14 protein-coding genes are annotated in these 13,035 nt (G+C 73.7%); 9 read left to right on the top strand and 5 right to left on the bottom strand.

Going from position 1 to position 13,035, the window contains the following annotated elements:
- Positions 1-42: 42 nt before the first annotated feature.
- Positions 43-2,223, bottom strand: coding sequence for a HelD family protein (locus AC5L34_RS04625; protein ID WP_494823848.1), 2,181 nt, complete (start codon positions 2,221-2,223; stop codon positions 43-45).
- Between the two features lie 237 nt (positions 2,224-2,460).
- Between AC5L34_RS04625 and AC5L34_RS04620 the strand changes: the two genes are divergently transcribed.
- From AC5L34_RS04620 to AC5L34_RS04605, 4 genes are all read left to right on the top strand, one after another.
- The gene (locus AC5L34_RS04620; protein WP_441173565.1) at positions 2,461-3,045 is read left to right on the top strand and encodes a helix-turn-helix domain-containing protein; all 585 of its coding nucleotides are present in this window, start codon (positions 2,461-2,463) and stop codon (positions 3,043-3,045) included.
- A 42-nt stretch (positions 3,046-3,087) separates the two neighbouring features.
- Positions 3,088-4,386, top strand: a complete 1,299-nt coding sequence (locus AC5L34_RS04615; RefSeq protein WP_494823847.1) for an MFS transporter — start codon at positions 3,088-3,090, stop codon at positions 4,384-4,386.
- Between the two features lie 453 nt (positions 4,387-4,839).
- A complete protein-coding gene (locus AC5L34_RS04610; RefSeq protein WP_441173562.1) occupies positions 4,840-4,977 on the top strand; it encodes a hypothetical protein in 138 nt (45 codons plus the stop codon).
- 208 nt (positions 4,978-5,185) lie between these two features.
- Positions 5,186-6,037: a menaquinone biosynthetic enzyme MqnA/MqnD family protein gene (locus AC5L34_RS04605; RefSeq protein WP_494823846.1), complete on the top strand. Its 852-nt coding sequence runs from the start codon at positions 5,186-5,188 to the stop codon at positions 6,035-6,037.
- 29 nt (positions 6,038-6,066) lie between these two features.
- Here the strand turns inward: AC5L34_RS04605 and AC5L34_RS04600 are convergent, their stop codons facing one another.
- Together AC5L34_RS04600 and AC5L34_RS04595 are read right to left on the bottom strand one after the other, a co-directional pair.
- Complete coding sequence (locus AC5L34_RS04600; RefSeq protein WP_494823845.1) at positions 6,067-7,008, bottom strand: serine hydrolase; 942 nt, start codon at positions 7,006-7,008, stop codon at positions 6,067-6,069.
- Entirely contained in the window at positions 7,008-7,961 is a 954-nt protein-coding gene (locus AC5L34_RS04595; RefSeq protein WP_441173556.1) for a hypothetical protein, read from the bottom strand. The genes AC5L34_RS04600 and AC5L34_RS04595 overlap by 1 nt, the downstream gene beginning before the upstream one ends.
- Positions 7,962-8,320: 359 nt before the next feature.
- Between AC5L34_RS04595 and paaA the strand changes: the two genes are divergently transcribed.
- Genes paaA through paaE form a run of 5 tightly spaced genes read left to right on the top strand, consistent with a single transcriptional unit; the run spans position 8,321 to position 12,006 of the window.
- Complete coding sequence (gene paaA / locus AC5L34_RS04590; RefSeq protein WP_441173554.1) at positions 8,321-9,388, top strand: 1,2-phenylacetyl-CoA epoxidase subunit PaaA; 1,068 nt, start codon at positions 8,321-8,323, stop codon at positions 9,386-9,388.
- Positions 9,385-9,705, top strand: coding sequence for a 1,2-phenylacetyl-CoA epoxidase subunit PaaB (gene paaB, locus AC5L34_RS04585; protein ID WP_089002444.1), 321 nt, complete (start codon positions 9,385-9,387; stop codon positions 9,703-9,705). Before paaA ends, paaB begins: the two co-directional genes overlap by 4 nt.
- On the top strand, positions 9,702-10,427 hold the full coding sequence (paaC, locus tag AC5L34_RS04580) for a 1,2-phenylacetyl-CoA epoxidase subunit PaaC (RefSeq protein WP_441173552.1): 726 nt from the start codon (positions 9,702-9,704) through the stop codon (positions 10,425-10,427). Before paaB ends, paaC begins: the two co-directional genes overlap by 4 nt.
- Positions 10,424-10,900 carry a 1,2-phenylacetyl-CoA epoxidase subunit PaaD gene (gene paaD, locus AC5L34_RS04575; RefSeq protein WP_441173551.1) on the top strand — a complete coding sequence of 159 codons (477 nt, stop codon included), beginning with the start codon at positions 10,424-10,426 and terminating at the stop codon, positions 10,898-10,900. Before paaC ends, paaD begins: the two co-directional genes overlap by 4 nt.
- A complete protein-coding gene (gene paaE / locus AC5L34_RS04570; RefSeq protein ID WP_441173550.1) occupies positions 10,897-12,006 on the top strand; it encodes a 1,2-phenylacetyl-CoA epoxidase subunit PaaE in 1,110 nt (369 codons plus the stop codon). Before paaD ends, paaE begins: the two co-directional genes overlap by 4 nt.
- Positions 12,007-12,094: 88 nt before the next feature.
- Here the strand turns inward: paaE and AC5L34_RS04565 are convergent, their stop codons facing one another.
- Positions 12,095-12,859 (bottom strand): peptidoglycan recognition protein family protein, encoded by a 765-nt coding sequence (locus tag AC5L34_RS04565; RefSeq protein WP_441173548.1) that lies wholly within the window; start codon positions 12,857-12,859, stop codon positions 12,095-12,097.
- The gene (locus AC5L34_RS04560; protein WP_441173547.1) at positions 12,859-13,020 is read right to left on the bottom strand and encodes a hypothetical protein; all 162 of its coding nucleotides are present in this window, start codon (positions 13,018-13,020) and stop codon (positions 12,859-12,861) included. The genes AC5L34_RS04565 and AC5L34_RS04560 overlap by 1 nt, the downstream gene beginning before the upstream one ends.
- Positions 13,021-13,035 lie beyond the last annotated feature (15 nt).

Here is a 13,035-nt window from a genome sequence, read left to right as displayed (position 1 = left end):
GTGTCACGGACACCTGTCTACCGCCCCGGCGCAAGTCGCCGGTCAGCCGAGCGGGGCGGGCAGCGGCCGGGCGTGCAGCACGGCGAGCCGGGAGACCGCCCGGGTGAGCACCACGTAGAGCCGGTGCAGGCCGCGCGGTTCGGCGGCCACGATCGCCGCCGGCTCGACGACGATGACGTGGTCGTACTCCAGGCCCTTGACCAGGGTCGCGGGCACCACCGTGACGCGCGCCGCGGCGGCCGGCTCGTCGACGGTCGCGGTGCCGACGCCGGCGGCGTCCAGTGCCGCCCGCAGCCCGCCGACCGCGTCGTCGGCGGCGATCACCGCCACCGAGCCGTCGAACGCGAGCGCCGCGCGCACCTCGGCCACCGTCGCGGCGGCCAGGTCCTCGACCGTACGCACGTCGAGCGCGCCGTCGCGGCGCAGCGACTCGGCCGGGGGCACGTCGACGGCGAGCGCCGGCAGCAGCCGGTTGGCGAACGCGACGACGGCGGCGGGCACCCGGAAGCCGACCGTCAGCGGCACCACGACGGCGTCCGGCTTGCCGAGGTGGCGCAGGGACTCGCGCCAGTCGGCGGCGGCCCACGGGGCGGTGCCCTGGGCCAGGTCGCCGAGGAGCGTGATCGACCCGTGCTCGCTGCGTCGGGCGATCACCCGGCACTGCATAGGGGAGAGGTCCTGCGCCTCGTCGACGACGACGTGTCCGAAGCCGGCCGGCCGCTCGATGAGCCCGGCCGCCTCGTCGATCAGTACGGCGTCGGCCGCCGTCCACTTCGTGGCCTTCGGCGTGCGCCCGAGCTTCGTGCCGGCCGGGGCGGGGCGTCGCGCCGAGGCGCGCGCCGGTTCGGTAGCGCCGACCGCCGTCGGGTCGGCCGCGGGGGCCGGGGTGGCGAGCCCGCGCAGCCGCGCCTGCTCCTCGGCGTCGAGCAGCCCGTCCGCCGCGGCGGCGAGCCGCTGCGGGTCGCCGAGCAGGGCGTGCACCAGCCCTTCCGGGGTGAGCGCCGGCCAGACCGCGTCGAGGAAGGCGGTGACCGGGGTGGCCTTGCCCATCCGGCGCAGCCAGGCGTCGCTCGGTGACTCGGCGCGCCGCGCCTCGGCCTGCCGTTGCAGCAGCGCCACCACCCGGGCCCGGACGCGCTCGCGGCCGGTGGCGTACGGCAGCCGCTCCCGGCGGGTCTCCTCGACGACCCGGTGCAGCGGGTCCAGCCCGATGCGCCAGCGGAACGAGCCGTCCGAGACCATGATCGGCTCGGTCGGCTCGCCGATGTACGCGTCGACCGCCCGGCGCAGCACCTCGGCCATCCGGGCGTCGTGCTTGACCGCTGCCACCGCCGGGTCGTCGACGGCCCGCACCGGCACCCGGGCGACCAGGTCCTCCACCGTGGCCTGTTCGACCTCCACCTCGCCGAGCGCCGGCAGCACCGCCGCGATGTACGACAGGAAGGTGCGGTTCGGCCCCACGATCAGCACGCCGGAGCGGCGCAGCCGTTCCCGGTGCAGGTAGAGCAGGTACGCGGCCCGGTGCAGGCCGACGGCCGTCTTGCCGGTGCCCGGGGCGCCCTGCACGCAGATGGAGTCGGCGAGGTCGGCCCGGACCAGCTCGTCCTGCTCCGGCTGGATGGTGGCCACGATGTCGCGCATCGGCCCGACGCGCGGCCGTTCGATCTCGGCGGTCAGGATGCGGCTGGCCGTGCCCAGTTCCTCACCCCGGTCGAGGCGCTCGTCCTCGAAACTGGTCAGCGTCCCGTTGCTGAACCCGAAGCGGCGCCGTACCGCCACGCCCTGCGGGTCGCGGGCGCTCGCCCGGTAGAACGACCGGGAGACCGGCGCCCGCCAGTCCAGCACCAGCGGCTCGCCCCGGTCGTCGGTGACGTGCCGCCGGCCGACGTGGTAGCGCCGCCCGGCGTGGTCCGCGTGCCACCCGTCGGTGCCGTCGCCGGGGTCCCCGGGCCGGTCGTCGGCGGGTGGGGCGCCGGTCGCCGGGCCGAAGTCGAGGCGTCCGAAGAAGAGCGGCGTGCCGGGGTCGTCGGCGAGTTCGGCGACCCGGCGGGCCAGGGTGCGCCCGAGCGTCTCGGCCGCGTACGCGTCGCCCGCGACCTGGTCCCCGGTGGAGAAGAGGGCCTCGGCGCGTTGCCGCATCTGGGCCAGGGCCGCCCGGGAGGTGGCGAGGTGCTGGCGCTCGGCGGCGAGGTCGGCATCGAGGTCGAGGTCGAGTGCGGTCACGGTGGATCCCATCGGGTCATCTGCCGATCGCTCGCGTGTCCGGCGGGCGGATGGCCGGCCCCCGGCGCGGGACGTCCGATGCGGTGGTCACTCTCACCATGGCCGTCAGCGGCCTGACACTTTACGCGCCCGGCGCGGCACGCTCCACCGGATTTCGTCCGTGGCGCCGCCGCCCGACGGCGAGCCCTCGCACGGCCGGCCGCCGGCGGCGGGGGACCGACCAGGAATCATGGGCGCATGACGGAGGCGCGTCCCGAGCGGCGCCGGATGACGGTCAGCGACCCGCAGGTGATGCGGGCGCTGGCCCATCCGGCCCGAATCGCGATCATGGAACACCTGGGCGTGGTGGAGGGCGGCGCGACCGCCACCGAGTGCGCGGAGGTCGCCGGGCTGTCGCCGAGCGCGACCAGCTACCACCTCCGGGCGCTGGCGAAGTCGGGCCTGGTGGAGCAGGCCCCGAGCCGGGGGGACGCGCGCGAGCGGCTGTGGCGCACGGTCGGCCGGAGCCTGATGGTCGACGCGGGCCGCTCCGCCGGCCCCGATGCGCGCGCCGCCGAGGAGGCGCTGGTGGAGGCGCACGCGGCCCGCGACATGCAGCGGACGCGGGACTGGTTGCGCCGCGCCGGTGACGAGCCCGCCGAGTGGTACGACGTCGCGCTGTTCAGCGACACCCTGCTGCTGCTCACCGCCGACGAGTTGGCCGAGCTGAACGAGGCGGTCAGCGCGTTGTTCGAGCCGTACCGGCAGCGCAACCGGCAGGCCGATCCGCCGGCCGGGGCGCGCACGGTGGCGGTGCAGTACCGGACGGTGCCGCTGGCGTAGCAGGGGTTGCCCCGCACAGTTGTGAAGGATTATTTTCGAAGCATGTCCTTCACAACTGGCGGGTCGCGCTGGTCCGACGTCTGGCTCGCCGCCGGCGCGCGCGGCACCTCGATGTGCGGCGACTTCCTCGCCGCCACCGCCCTGGCGCTCGCGCTCCAGGCCGCCGGGGCCAACGGCCTCGCCGTCTCCGGACTGCTGCTGGCGGCCACCCTCCCGCTGGTGGTGCTCGCCCCGCTCACCGGACGGCTCGCCGACCGGGTGGACAGCCGGACGCTGCTGGTCACCGCCGGCCTGGCGCAGGCCGGCGTCTGCGCCCTGCTAGCCTTCGCCGAGCACCCGGCCCTGATCATCGGGCTCGTCGCGCTGCTCGCCTGCGGGCTCGCCGTGACCCAGCCCTGCCTGGCGGCCCTGCTGCCGGCGATGGTGCGCCCCGCCGACCTGCCCCGGGCCAGCGCGATCAGCCAGACGGCCAGCACCCTGGGCGCGCTGGGCGGCCCGGTGCTCGCCGGGCTGCTGGTGGGGCAGTTCGGCACGCGCGTACCGCTGCTCATCGACGCCGTGAGCTACCTCGCGCTGGTGGTCGCGGGGCTGCTGCTGCGCACCCGCCGGGGCGGCCGACGGGCCGCCGCCACGCCCGCGCGCGGGGCCGGGGGCGCCCCGGCGTGGCGGCTGCGCCGCGACCCGCTGCTGCTGGTCGTCGTCCTCGGCACGGCCGCGGTCATCACGGCCGTGGGCGGCATCAACGTGATCGAGGTCTTCTTCATCCGGGAGACCCTCGGCGGCACGCCCACCACGTACGGGCTGGTCGGCGCCGCCTGGATGGCGGGGATGCTGCCGGGCAGCTGGCTCTGCGCCCGGCTCGCCCACCGCCTCAGCGACGACGCCGCCCTGGTGTACGGGGTGCTGACGACGCTCGGCGGCATCTGCCTGACCGTGATCGTCGCCGCCGCCGTGCCCACGGCCGCGCTGCTGGTCCCGCTCTGGCTGGTCGCGGGCGCGGCGAACGGCGGGGAGAACGTCTTCGCCAACCTGCTCACCGCCCGGCGCGTGCCGGAGGCTTCGCGCGGCCGGGCGTACGCCCTCTACGGCGCGGCGGTGCAGGGCGGCTCGATGGGCGGCTACCTGATCGGGGGCGCCCTGCTGGCCCTGCTGGCGCCGCGCCCCCTGATCGCGGGCGCCGGTGTGGCCGGTCTGCTGGTGGTGGCGGCCTTCGTGCCGGTCGTCGTCCGTTCCGTCCGCCGCGTCCGGGTGGCCGGCGCCCCCGGCGACGCCAGTGAGCCGATTGGCCAGGCCGAACGACAGGGAGTGAAGGTGGCGCCGGGCCTTGCTACGCACCCGTAGTGTCCGGCGACATGCCGACACGTTCGGCTGATTTGACGCTCACTGATACGACATCTTCCACGGTCGCAGGGGGTGGAAGGGCATCCCGCCCCGAGCACGGATCGCGGTCTACCGGGCAGCGATGGCCGCTGTCGGCGCCCACGACGTGGCGATCATCCTGCGCGGGGTGCGGCGTGCCCAACTGGCGAAGCGGAACGCCGACTCCGCTCGGCCCGCGCACGAGGTGGTGCTGTCGCACGTGCTCGAACGGGTCGACGGGTACGCGGCCTCCCGGGGGGAGTACGCGTTGGTCATCGCGGACGAGGTGCACGACCAGGCCACTCACCGGGCAGACCTGAGCCGGTACCGGGTGTCGGGCACCGGGGGTACCGGTCACGGAAGCTCACCCGGATCGTCGACACCCTGCACTTCGCCCCGTCGCACGCCAGCAGGGTGGTGCAGGCTGTCGACCTGGTGACGTTTCTGTTCCAGCGGCTCGACCTGCCCGGTACCGATCCGCGGGCGGCGGCCGTGAACGAGCAGTTGTGGGGGTTGGTCGCGCCCCGCTGCTACCACTGCTGGTGCTGGGACCCGATGGCCACGCAGTCCTGACCCTGGATGCACGAGAGGCCCGCGTGAGCGGGCCTCAAGGCGGGCGCGGGAGCCTCGGAGGGCATCCTGCGAGCCCAGGCTAGCAGCAGTCCGTGCGGCACGCACAGAGAACGCGCAGCGGCGTGACGGACCGGCGGCGGATGCGGGGTTGGCCACTCCCCGCCCGGCCCGCTGAGCCGCCGGACGGCGACGGGGATACGGTCGGGGCATGGCTGAGCACGTCGCACGCCCCCGGGTCGGGCACATCCAGTTCCTGAACTGCCTGCCGATCTACTGGGGGCTGATGCGCTCCGGTGCCCTCATCGACGTCGACCTGCACAAGGACTCCCCGGACCGGCTCAGCGCCGCGCTGGTCGCCGGTGACCTGGACATCGGCCCGATCTCCCACGTGGAGTACCTGCGCCACGCCGACGAGCTGCTGCTCCTGCCCGACCTGGCGGTCGGCAGCGACGGCCCGGTGCTGTCCGTCAACGTCGTCTCCACCCGCCCGCTGGCCGAGCTGGACCACGGCAAGGTGGCGCTGGGCTCGACCTCGCGGACCGGCGTGCTGCTGGCCCAGCTGCTGCTCAGCGAGCGGTACGGGGTCAGCCCCGAGTACTTCCGCTGCCCGCCCGATCTGACCCAGATGCTGCTGGAGGCCGACGCCGGGGTGCTGATCGGCGACGTGGCGCTGCGCGCCCTCTACGAGGCGCCGAAGCGCGGGCTGGAGGTCACCGACCTCGGGCAGGCGTGGCGGGAGTGGACGGGCCTGCCGATGGTCTTCGCCGTCTGGGCGGTACGCCGCGACTTCGCCGCCGCCCACCCCGGCCTCGTCAAGGAGGTGCACGAGGCGTTCCTGCGCTCCCGGGACCTCTGCCTGGCGGAGCTGGACCAGGTGGCCGAGGCGGCCGCCCGCTGGGAACCCTTCGACGCGGCGACGCTGGCGACGTACTTCCGGGCGCTGGACTTCTCCCTGGGGGAGCGCCAGGTGGCCGGCCTGCGCGAGTTCGCCCGCCGTGCCGCCGCCGTCGGCGCCGCCCCGTCCCTGCCCGCCGAGGGCCCCGCCTTCTTCATGGGCTGAGCCCTTCGACCGGACCGGCGGGGCCGGGTCTAGGTGGTGGGGCGCAGGAGGGCTTCGGTGATCTTCTGGCAGTTCTTCATGCCGTACTCGTAGCCCTTGCCGATCGGGTAGCGGACCATCACGCCCATCGTCCAGGTGTCGCCGATGGCGAGGCAGTTGATGTGCATCTCCTGCTCGCGCGTACGGTCGATCCAGCCGTTCTTGATGGCGATGGTCTTGCGCTCCGCGGCCGGGAACGCCTTGCGGATGCCGAAGTCCCCGCTACCCCGGACGAGCCGCATCTCGCCGATCAGCCACTTGGTCCACTTCGGCCCGGTGGCGCGGCCGTCGGCGATGCAGGCGCCCATCCGGGCGGTGTCCCGGGGGGAGAGGGCGGTACGGCTCCAGCCGCCGTCGGCGGCGACCTTGCTGTCGGTCAGGTCGCACAGGGAGATCAGCCGCTTGATCGAGGCGGACCGGCCGACCGTGTTGTAGAACTGCTCGGCCCGGGTGTTGTCGCTGTCCCGGATGATCTTCGTGGCGTCGGCGAGCTTGGCGGCGCTCGGGGTCTGGCCGGCGTCGTCGGCGCGGCGCAGGTAGTCGGCGACGATCCAGGCCTTGATCAGCGACGCGGTGGTGCTGGTCTCGTCCATGTTGTCCGAGCCGATGATCTCGCCGCTGCGGCGGTCGAGGACGCTCCAGGAGTACCATCCCTCGATGTCGAGGTCGAGGTCCTTCGCCTCGAACGGCAGCGGCTCCGGGGCGGGGCTCGGCGTCGGGGACGGCCGCGAGCTGCGGTCGCTGGGAGCCGTCGCGGCGCGTTCGGCGGAGCCGGCGGGGGTGCCCCACTTCGCGGCGGCGGTGGACTCGAACGGCGAGCCCGGCAGCAACCGGAGCGAGACGAGCACCAGGCCGATGAGGACCACCGCGATGACGATCAGCTTGCCGGGGGAGGCGTCGGCCGGCCCGGAGGCCCGACGCTGCCGCGCCATCAGAGCTTCCCGACGGGCTGCGGGACCTTGAGAGCGGCGCCCGGCTGCGAGGTCACGAGCTGGCTGGCGACCGAGGCGCAGACCTGCGCGCCGTAGTTGAGGCCGCTCTTCTGCGGGTAGCGGAGCATCACCGCGAGGCTCCACCTCTCGGTGACGGCGAGGCAGTTGACGTGCCAGTTGCCGTCGTAGTTGAGGGGGGTCCAGCCGTTCTTCATGCTGACCGGGCCCTGGCTGACGATCGACGGGGGGAGGCCGTCGATGATGCCCCAGCGGCCACCGCCGGAGCGGGCCTTCTGGTCCTTGGCTGCCGTGCTGCCCCTGACCTTGCTCATCTCGTCCAGCAGGAGCTTCGTCCACTTGGGGCCGGCGGCCGTGCCGTCGGCGATGCAGTCGCCGAGCCGGACGGCATCGCGCGGGGACATCCGGGTGAAGCTCCACCAGCCCACGTAGCCGGGCACGTTGCCCGGCTTGGTGTCGGTGAGTTCGCAGGTGCTGATCATCCGCTTGATCGTGGCGGCCCGGCCCACCGCGCCGTACAGGGCGTTGGCGGCGTCGTCGTTGCTGTCCCGGATGGCGGTGGTGATCTGCTTCTTGCGTTCGGCCGGCAGCGGCTTGTCGCCGAGCTGGCGGAGATAGTCCGCCGCGAACCAGGACTTGATCATCGACTCGGTGGAGCTGGTCGAGGCCAGGTTCTTCGACCCGGAGATCTCGCCGGTCTCCCGGTCCATCAGGGCCCACGAGAAGAACTCGCCCTTGAAGTCCACCGCCACCGGGCCGGCGGCCAGGGTCGGCGGCGGGGGCGGGACCGGCGCGGGCGCCGCGACGCTTCCGCCGCCGCTTCCGCCCCTCGCGGCGTCGTCGCCGGCGAGTCGGGCGTACGCGGCCGGGACGAGCAGGCCGCCACCGAGGAGGACCGCCACGACGGCGAGCACCAGGGTCACGCGGGATCGCATGAGTGGATGAGCTCCAGATGTCAGGGCCGGGGGGACCGGCTGGTTGTCGGACGGATCGGCGGCTCGTCGAGGCGGGGGATGCGCCCTCCGTGTTTCTCGGGCGATCGTCGACAGCCGATCGGTGTGACGGGGGAAGTCTACGTGCGGATCGGCGCGGCGCCAGAACCTGACACCTGGCAACTTGCCAAGTAGGCGGGATATCGAGCCGCTATGCGGCTGTTGGGAGGATTCACCTTTCCATAGTGACCCAAGTCATAGTTTGACCGGCTGCCGGGAGTCGCCGGACCGTGCCGAAAGTGTCTCCGGAAACCTGTTACACCCTCTGGTGTCCCGAGAGGCGAGCTGTAACACTTGACCCCATGTATGGCAACGACTTCTCCGCCGAGGACGCACCCGGCGGCGGCCTGCTCGGCGAGGTCGAGGCAGCGGAGGCGGCCCTGCGGGAGGCCGCCGCACGTGGCCGCCGGGGCGGCGCCCCCGGCCCGGACGAGGATCTCGAGGCGTACTTCGCCGAGGTGATCGACGCCGACCAGAAGATCGAGCCGCGCGACTGGATGCCCGAGGCGTACCGCAAGACGCTGATCCGGCAGATCGCGCAGCACGCGCACTCCGAGATCATCGGTATGCAGCCGGAGGGCAACTGGATCAGCCGCGCCCCCTCGCTCAAGCGCAAGGCGATCCTGCTGGCCAAGGTCCAGGACGAGGCCGGCCACGGCCTCTACCTCTACGCCGCCGCCGAGACCCTCGGGATCAGCCGCGACGAGCTGGTCGAGCTGCTGCTAAACGGCCGGCAGAAGTACAGCTCGATCTTCAACTACCCCACCCTGACGTGGGCCGACGTGGGCGCGATCGGCTGGCTGGTGGACGGCGCCGCCATCGTCAACCAGGTCCCGCTCTGCCGCTGCTCCTACGGGCCGTACGCGCGGGCGATGATCCGGGTCTGCAAGGAGGAGTCGTTCCACCAGCGGCAGGGCTACGAGATCCTGCACACCCTCGCGCACGGCACGCCCGCGCAGAAGGCGATGGCGCAGGACGCCCTCGACCGCTGGTGGTACCCGTCGCTGGCGATGTTCGGCCCGCCGGACACCGACTCCACCCACTCGGCGCAGTCCATGGCCTGGAAGATCAAGCGCTTCTCCAACGACGAACTGCGCCAGCGCTTCGTGGACATGTGCGTGCAGCAGGCGGAGATCCTCGGCCTGACCATCCCGGATCCCGGCCTGCGCTGGAACGAGTCGCGCCAGGCGTACGACTTCACCCAGCCCGACTACGACGAGCTGATGCGGGTGATCAAGGGCGAGGGGCCGTGCAACCGGCAGCGGATGGAGCACCGTCGCCGCGCCCACGCCGACGGCGCCTGGGTGCGTGAGGCCGCCGCGGCGTACGCCGCCAAGCGGGTGGAGCAGAAGGAGAAGGTAGCGGCGTGAGCGAGCGTAGCGAGCGAACGGACCAGCGCGGCGTGAGCGGTCCTTCGCCCTTGTGGGAGGTCTTCGTACGGGCGCGGCGCGGGCTGTCGCACACCCACGTCGGCAGCCTGCACGCCCCCGACGCCGAGCTGGCCCTGCGCAACGCGCGGGACCTCTACACCCGCCGCCAGGAGGGCGTCTCGATCTGGGTGGTGCCGGCCGCCGCGATCACCGCCTCCAGCCCCGACGAGAAGGACGCCTTCTTCGACCCGGCGGCCGACAAGGTCTACCGCCATCCCACCTTCTACGACGTGCCGGAGGGGGTGGCCCACCTGTGAGCGAGCGCTTCGACTTCGCTCTCGCCCTCGGCGACGACGCGCTGATCGCGGCGCAGCGGCTGGCCGAGTGGACCACCCGCGCGCCCGAGATGGAGGAGGACATCGCGCTGGCCAACATCGCCCTCGACCAGCTCGGCGCGGCCCGGCTCCTGCTGTCGTACGCGGGCGAGCTGGAGGGCGCCGGCCGGGACGAGGACGCGCTGGCGTTCCTCCGCGACGACCGCGAGTTCCGCAACTGCCTGCTGGTGGAGCTGCCCAACGGCGACTTCGCGGTGACCATGGCGAAGCTGCTCTTCCTCGCGGCCTACCAGCTCCCCCTCTACACCGCGCTGGCCGGGTGCGCCGACGAGCGGCTGGCCGCGATCGGGGCCAAGGCCCGCAAGGAGTCGGCCTACCACCTCGACCACGCGTCGACGTGGGTACGGCGGCTCGGTGACGGCACCGAGGAGTCGCACCGGCGGATGCAGGCGGCGGTCGACCAGGTCTGGCCGTACGTCCACGAGCTGTTCGCACCCGACCCGGCGGCGCCGGTCGACCCGGCCACCCTGCGGGCCGACTTCGACGCCACCGTCGCCGCCATCCTCGACGAGGCCACGCTGGCCCGGCCGGAGTCCGGCTGGGCCCCGGCCGGCGGGCGGGACGGCGTGCACACCGAGCACCTGTCCTACCTGCTCGCGGAGATGCAGGTGCTGCACCGCGCCCACCCCGGGGCAAACTGGTGACCGACCCCAGGGCGGCCGTGGCGGCGGTGGTGGATCCGGAGATCCGGGTCGTCACCATCGACGACCTCGGCATCCTGCGGGCGGTCGACGAGGACCCGGCGTCGGGCCGGGTCATCGTGACCATCACCCCCACCTACACCGGCTGCCCGGCGATGGACGTGATCCGCGCCGACATCCGGCGGGCGCTGGCCGCCGTCGGCCACCCCGACGCCGATGTGCGGACGGTCTACAGCCCGGCGTGGAGCACCGACTGGATCTCCGACGCCGGGCGGGCCAAGCTCGCCGCCGCCGGCATCGCCCCGCCGGCGCCCGTGCGCGCCGACAACGTGGTGCCGCTGACCCTCGCCGTCCGCTGCCCGCGCTGCGGCTCGCCCGAGACCGAGCAGGTCAGCCGCTTCGGCTCGACCGCGTGCAAGGCGCTCTGGCGCTGCCGTTCCTGCCGTGAACCCTTCGACCACCTGAAGGCGCTGTGACTGTCACGATCACCCGCCCGGTCCGTCGCCGGCCGGTATTCCATCCGCTGTCCGTCGCCGCCGTCGACCGGCTCACCGACGACGCCGTGGCGGTCACCTTCGCCGTGCCGGAGGAGTTGCGCGAGACGTTCGCGTTCTCCGCCGGCCAGCACCTCACCGTGCGGCGCAGCACGGACGCCGGCGAGGACGTGCGGCGGTCGTACTCCATCTGCTCCACGCCCGACGACCTGGCCCGGCACGGCCGGCTGCGGATCGGCGTGCGGGAGATCCCGGGCGGCGCCTTCTCCGCGTACGCCTGCGGCGCGCTGCGCGGCGGCGACACGATCGAGGTGCTGCCGCCGCTCGGGCACTTCACCACGGCCTTCGCGCCGGAGCGGGCCCGCCACTACGGCGCGGTGGTCGCGGGCTCGGGCATCACCCCGGTGCTCGCGCTGGTCGCGACGGCGCTCGCCGTCGAGCCGGCCAGCACGTTCACCCTGGTGTACGGCAACCGCACGGCGAACACGGTGATGTTCGCCGAGGAGCTGGCCGACCTGAAGGACCGGTGGCCCACCCGGCTGCACCTGGTGCACGTGCTCTCCCGGGAGCAGGGCGAGTCGCCGCTGCTCTCCGGCCGGATCGACGCCGACCGGCTGGGCCGGCTGCTGGACACCGTCGTGCCCGGCGCCACCGTCGACGAGTGGTTCCTCTGCGGCCCGTACGACATGGTGGTGGACGCCCGGGAGGTGCTCGCCGCGCGCGGCGTGGCGGAGTCGGCGGTGCACACGGAGCTGTTCCACGTCGCCGAGGCCCCGGCCCCGCCGCGACGCCCGGCCGACGAGCCGGGGGGTGGCGCCGAGGTGACCATCCTGTTGGACGGCCGTTCGTCGCGCTTCACGATGCGGCGCGACGAGCGGGTGCTGGACGCGGCGCTGAAGGTGCGCGGCGAGCTGCCCTACGCCTGCAAGGGCGGGGTCTGCTCGACCTGCAAGGCCAAGGTGGTCGACGGCGCGGTGACGATGGCCCGCAACTACGCGCTGGAGCCGGACGAGGTGGCCGCCGGCTACGTGCTCACCTGCCAGTCCAGCCCGACGACCGACCGGCTCACGGTGGACTACGACGCCTGACCGGTCCGTCCGCCGCTCGGCGGGCGCAGCCGGGTCGGCGGGTCGGCGCAGGCACCGCGTCGCACCCGCCGACCCCCTTGCGTGGTGGTCAGCTCGGGGCCTTGACCTGGCCGTCGTAGGCGATGCTGCGCCACAGGTCGAACTGGCGGTCGTTGCCGACCAGCGGGTTGCCGGCCAGCGCGACGGCGGCGTGCACCTCCTCGTCGTTGCGGAGCTGGCGGAAGTAGCCGGGGCCGACGAGGGCGATGCCGCGGCCGGGTGACTGGATGAGCTTCATGTCGTTCTCCGTGAGGTCGAGGGGTGGGTTGCCGGCGAGCTGGCGGGCCACGTCGGCACGCATCGAGTGCAGGTCGATGAACGACGGGTCGATCTTGCCGCTGGTGCTGGTCTCCCGGTGCCCCCGGGCGTGGCTGGCGTCCCGGCCGAGCCGGCGCAGCACGGCGGCGGTGGCGAGCACCGACGCGCTGTACTGGGCGCCGGTCATCGCCTGGTTGACCCCGTTGTAGTCGATCTCCCAGCCGATCATCAGGGTGTTGCCGTCGCCGGCCGGGATGGGGCCGCTGCCGCGACTCACGCCGGCGTGGTTGGCCCGCCCGCCGGAGATGACGTGGAAGACGCCGTGGTAGTCGACGAGGGCCTGGCAGAGCGGTCCGGGCAGGTCGGAGCGGCCGTTGATGCAGATGTTCAGCGCGGGGTGCGGGTTGCCGGCGCTGGAGGTGGCCGCCGTGTGGTGCCAGAGCACGCCGACGGGGGCGAACGAGCTGCCGGAGACCCGGCCGAGCCAGTTGCCGTGCTCCACCACGGTGACGCCGGCGGCACGGAGCACGTCGGCGAGCCAGGGGATGGTCGCCATCAGGCCGCCGTCAGGTCGGCGAGGCACTCCGGCGCCGTGGCCGCGCGCGCCGGTCGGCCCGCCGTGGCGACAGCGACGGCGGCGGCCCCGAGCGGTACGAGGCCCAGCAGCGCCCGGCGAGGCAGGGGAGGACGGGTGGGGGGAGGCGCCTTCACGATCATCCACGCATGTTAATG

This window comes from Micromonospora sp. ZG13, from assembly GCF_059359355.1.
This window is presented reverse-complemented; position numbering and strand designations above follow the sequence as displayed.

Excerpts from the sequence above, each read along its gene's own strand:
- AC5L34_RS04560 (WP_441173547.1), bottom strand. The coding sequence starts at position 13,020 with ATGATCGTGAAGGCGCCTCCCCCCACCCGTCCTCCCCTGCCTCGCCGG.
- AC5L34_RS04565 (WP_441173548.1), bottom strand. The coding sequence starts at position 12,859 with ATGGCGACCATCCCCTGGCTCGCCGACGTGCTCCGTGCCGCCGGCGTC.
- paaA (WP_441173554.1), top strand. The coding sequence starts at position 8,321 with ATGTATGGCAACGACTTCTCCGCCGAGGACGCACCCGGCGGCGGCCTG.
- AC5L34_RS04620 (WP_441173565.1), top strand. The coding sequence starts at position 2,461 with ATGACGGAGGCGCGTCCCGAGCGGCGCCGGATGACGGTCAGCGACCCG.
- AC5L34_RS04600 (WP_494823845.1), bottom strand. The coding sequence starts at position 7,008 with ATGGCGCGGCAGCGTCGGGCCTCCGGGCCGGCCGACGCCTCCCCCGGC.
- AC5L34_RS04595 (WP_441173556.1), bottom strand. The coding sequence starts at position 7,961 with ATGCGATCCCGCGTGACCCTGGTGCTCGCCGTCGTGGCGGTCCTCCTC.
- AC5L34_RS04605 (WP_494823846.1), top strand. The coding sequence starts at position 5,186 with ATGGCTGAGCACGTCGCACGCCCCCGGGTCGGGCACATCCAGTTCCTG.
- AC5L34_RS04615 (WP_494823847.1), top strand. The coding sequence starts at position 3,088 with ATGTCCTTCACAACTGGCGGGTCGCGCTGGTCCGACGTCTGGCTCGCC.